The sequence below is a fragment of the Halomonas sp. BC2 genome (assembly GCF_002078115.1).
GTDB classification, from domain to species: Bacteria; Pseudomonadota; Gammaproteobacteria; order Pseudomonadales; family Halomonadaceae; genus Vreelandella; species Vreelandella stevensii.
Window position 1 is genome coordinate 1 of record NZ_LFGT01000001.1, and the last position, 3,624, is coordinate 3,624.

Consider the following 3,624-nt stretch of genomic DNA (forward strand, 5'->3'; position numbering starts at 1 on the left):
AGCCGGCGACTTTCAGGTGAACCAGCTGCTCACGGGTTTCCACGCCCTCGGCCACCACTTTGAGCGCCATGCGCTTGGCCAGAATAATGGTAGAGGACACGATCGGACTGTCATCATGGCTGTTTGAGATGCGGTTAATCAGGCTTCGGTCAATCTTGAGCTTGTCTACCGGTACCGCCTCCAGGTGGGCGAACCCCGCGTAACCGGTGCCGAAATCGTCAAGACTGAGGCGGATACCTGCCGACTTGAGGCAATGCAGGCTCTCAACTGCCCGGCCTTCCAGCATACCCCCGGAGTTCGAGGTCTTCCCGAATAACCTCCGGATGACGGAAAGCAATCTCGATGAGTGCCTTTGCCGGCCCTGAGGGTTTACGTCGACCTTGCTCCCATTCCTGCAACGTACGCGGAGAAATATGCAGTACCTCAGCAAACTCCCTCTGGGTCAGGCCGGTTTTACCGCGTGCCTCTGCCACCTCGTTAGGCTCCACACGACTGACTCGTGCGGCTTTGCCCGCTTTCATTTCTTTGACGGACTGGAGTAGCTTGTTGCCAAGCTCCTCAGCACTCAGGGTCTCGTTACTCATTTTCCAATACCTCACGAATCGACTTCAGGATATGCGCGGGTATGTTGTCCTTGACGGCCTTTTTGTAGATCACCAACAGCCAGATCTCGCCATTTGCCAACCTGGTGAAGTAGATAACTCGCACTCCACCCCGCTTCCCTGAACCCGCAACCGACCAACGAACCTTTCTACATCCACCACTACCGGGAATGGGATCACCTATTTCCGGATTGGCTGCCAGCCAAGCGAAGAAAGAGCTCCGCTCCTCTTCAGTCCAAATTTTCCTGGCGTCCGCTTCAAATGTAGGGGTTTCGATGATGGTAAACATACTGACAAATATACGTCATTGACGGAGTTTTGCAAGGTAGGCGGCTAGAAGGGTTAACGCCGCGCACACCGGTGCGAGCTTGCGAGCATCCGACGGCCGCCAGGCCGTGTAGTGCTGCGCTTGGTTATGGCTGCGACGCTCCCAGCTCTCTACTAGCACTATGCAAAGCGCTAGCGGAGCCACAGCCCGAACAATGCGAGGCAAGAACTGAGTACCTGCCACCGCCACAATTTTTCTTAGTGTCACACCACGCCGATTGCGATGATGTGGCCGTTTACCTTTTACTTTCCGACTACCACCAGGAGCGAAACTGCCAAGCCTGTGATGAACCGGAAGACTCTAATACCGGTTAACTTGGCTTGTGGCACGACGCCGACAGTCCCTACCTAAACCCAACTAAAAGCAAAAAGCCGAGCACCCATAACGCCGCGCTCTGCGGCAAATTTGGAGCGCAGCGGAAAATTTGTCCGACAGCAGCGCCTTGTTATGCGAATTTTGCGTCCGCGCTAGATCATACTTTGCTGGACCGGACTTCGCGTCATGACGACAGTACTTGAACAAAGAATTTTTGGAAGTGCTGTTGCACTGCTTCCTTCACTAAAAACCACAATGCTAGGCTCTTCTGAAATAAGTTGCCTATTTAAATCAAACATTGGATTGTTTAAGTGCTGCTTTTCGTCGTAGATAACTGCCCTAGGTATTGAATAATCTTTGGCGTAACCCATTGCTAATCTGGAACCGCTATCATTTCCTATATTGTTCTTGGCGTAACTAGCAGACAATACGATTGAATTGCTAAAAAGGGCCTGTAATCTATCTCGCTCTTGATACCTGCCACTTAGCTCCATTTTGGATTTTGGCGCGGTAAGATACTCAGAAATTAATAATCCACCGCTTGCGACAATATCCTTGGCCAAATCTTTGTTCTTGGCTGGCATAATATCGTTTAGCGGGCTTGGGAGGATTGCAACTGTCTTTCCCTTGGAATCTAAAGCTTGCAGATGAGCAATGGTGTCACAACCCAACGCCAGACCACTAACTATTACAGCACCATTGGCCACCAAGTTAGCAACAAGTTTCCGTTCTATCGCTTCTATCTCTTGGGTGGGATTCAGCAGTCCTATTACAGCAATATTGTTACTTTTAGTGGATAGCAGCGAAAGATCGCCTCTATAAAATAGAAAAATCGGGCGTTCACTATTTTTCACGGAGCCGCGATGTGCAGGGAAATCATCATCTCCAATAGCGACAACGCCATCAACTGCACCCACTGACTCGGAAAGTATTCTTCGCAACATCGATTTTTTCTTGTTGAAGTCCTCAATGGTGATTGTGCCCTCTGACTTAGAGGATTCGTTTAATAGCTTAACGATAGCTTCTTCGGGCTTTGGGGTTGAAAGATTTTTAACAATCCAAGCCCGTCCAATACCTTTATAAATTCTGGCAGCCATGACATTGATGGCGTTTTCGCTACATTTCATATCAGCTTCCCATTCCTCAGATTCTTTTTGGCGTGTTTCCGATCGCGTAGAACACTACCGACCTAGCCCCGTTATCAAACAAAGCTTGCACCATATCTTCATCAATGTTCACCGTTTTTGTGTAGATGTCATCGACTAGTAAGATGTCGCGCCCCCTGATATGCGCTGAAAAATTGCAGGTATCTGAAGCGATGCCCGGATAGGGCATTCGACCATCGTTCTCGAATCCATCAACAGGGTTTCGCAGGTGGGTAGTTCGGGTGTTCGTATGCCGGATAATAAAATCCGATCCATCTGCAAATCCGAGGGTTGAACGAGCATATGCCCCTACCGTTGCCTTAAACAATAACTGGTCTGGACGATAAGAAGCTTCTGCCTTGGCTCTTGGGACGACGCAAACCGTCAAGGTGCTTGCCTCGACCTGCTTGATAATTTCCGGGAAATCTATACCGAGAACCGCATTCAGATCGTTGATCGCGTATCTGATATTTTGTTGGCTCCATTTGTGATGGGGATCATTCTTGAGTTTGTACAGGAAATCCGGATTTCCTGGTTGACCCGCTCCATGAAAGTCGGCATGAAAATAGCCTGGCACATTTCGGTTCAAGAACTGGTTTGCTTCCATTATGAATTTGTTCATCTTGTAATCCTGCGTACATCTATTATCTGGTCAATTCCAATGCCACAAGCAATAGCTGACTCAATGGCCTTTTCATCATTCTCAAACACCAACATGGACATACTTCCTTTCGGAAGTTCAGCCATCAATTGCACGTACTTATCTCTTTGAGATTCAGCGTCTCTATAGATCTTCCGTGTGAACTTCTCGATAAGCCCGTGATGGTTGAGTAACATTTCCGCTCGACATCTGCGACTATTTGTGGCCAAAACAACTTCTTTGTCTTGGACGCGTGCAACTATTTCAATTAGTCGCGGTCTGGCCTTTGTTTCTGAAAGATATTTATGAAATGTGCGCTCTTTAAGTAAGGCAATCTCTTCAAGTTGTTTGTCAGTGATGCCCGGAATAAGCTCTTCAAGTACTTCTCGCGTTATTCTGGTGCCCGGAGTGAAATCAATTTCTATTTGTGTAGATAGAACGCACATCACAGCATCTTTATACGCCAAAAAGTTGGCGTGATCGGAATCCACCAAGGTTCCGTCCAAATCAAATACGATAACTTCCGCTCGCTCAGCTTTGGCCAGCCATTCTTCACGCGCTTGATTTCCGTCAACCATGCTCCGCCTCATTCGC

6 protein-coding genes are annotated in these 3,624 nt (G+C 48.5%); all 6 read right to left on the minus strand.

Annotated features, from left to right (window positions below; all coding sequences use genetic code 11):
- Positions 1-286: EAL domain-containing protein (locus B7L71_RS00005; protein WP_212636719.1), on the minus strand; the 286-nt coding region annotated here is incomplete at its 3' end.
- A complete protein-coding gene (locus B7L71_RS00010; protein ID WP_081135004.1) occupies positions 264-584 on the minus strand; it encodes a helix-turn-helix domain-containing protein in 321 nt (106 codons plus the stop codon). The genes B7L71_RS00010 and B7L71_RS00005, both read right to left, overlap by 23 nt.
- A complete protein-coding gene (locus B7L71_RS00015; protein WP_016914160.1) occupies positions 577-891 on the minus strand; it encodes a transcriptional regulator in 315 nt (104 codons plus the stop codon). Before B7L71_RS00015 ends, B7L71_RS00010 begins: the two co-directional genes overlap by 8 nt.
- A gap of 506 nt (positions 892-1,397) precedes the next feature.
- Complete coding sequence (locus B7L71_RS00020; RefSeq protein ID WP_081135006.1) at positions 1,398-2,372, minus strand: DNA-processing protein DprA; 975 nt, start codon at positions 2,370-2,372, stop codon at positions 1,398-1,400.
- A 16-nt stretch (positions 2,373-2,388) separates the two neighbouring features.
- Positions 2,389-3,012 carry a hypothetical protein gene (locus B7L71_RS00025; RefSeq protein WP_081135009.1) on the minus strand — a complete coding sequence of 208 codons (624 nt, stop codon included), beginning with the start codon at positions 3,010-3,012 and terminating at the stop codon, positions 2,389-2,391.
- Positions 3,009-3,624, minus strand: a 616-nt coding sequence (locus B7L71_RS00030) for an HAD family hydrolase (protein ID WP_212636720.1), incomplete at its 5' end; no start/stop codon positions are given. The genes B7L71_RS00025 and B7L71_RS00030, both read right to left, overlap by 4 nt.

What these genes read in the sequence shown, in the direction of transcription:
- B7L71_RS00010 (WP_081135004.1), bottom strand. Translation starts at nt 584, where the DNA reads ATGAGTAACGAGACCCTGAGTGCTGAGGAGCTTGGCAACAAGCTACTC.
- B7L71_RS00015 (WP_016914160.1), bottom strand. Translation starts at nt 891, where the DNA reads ATGTTTACCATCATCGAAACCCCTACATTTGAAGCGGACGCCAGGAAA.
- B7L71_RS00020 (WP_081135006.1), bottom strand. Translation starts at nt 2,372, where the DNA reads ATGAAATGTAGCGAAAACGCCATCAATGTCATGGCTGCCAGAATTTAT.
- B7L71_RS00025 (WP_081135009.1), bottom strand. Translation starts at nt 3,012, where the DNA reads ATGAACAAATTCATAATGGAAGCAAACCAGTTCTTGAACCGAAATGTG.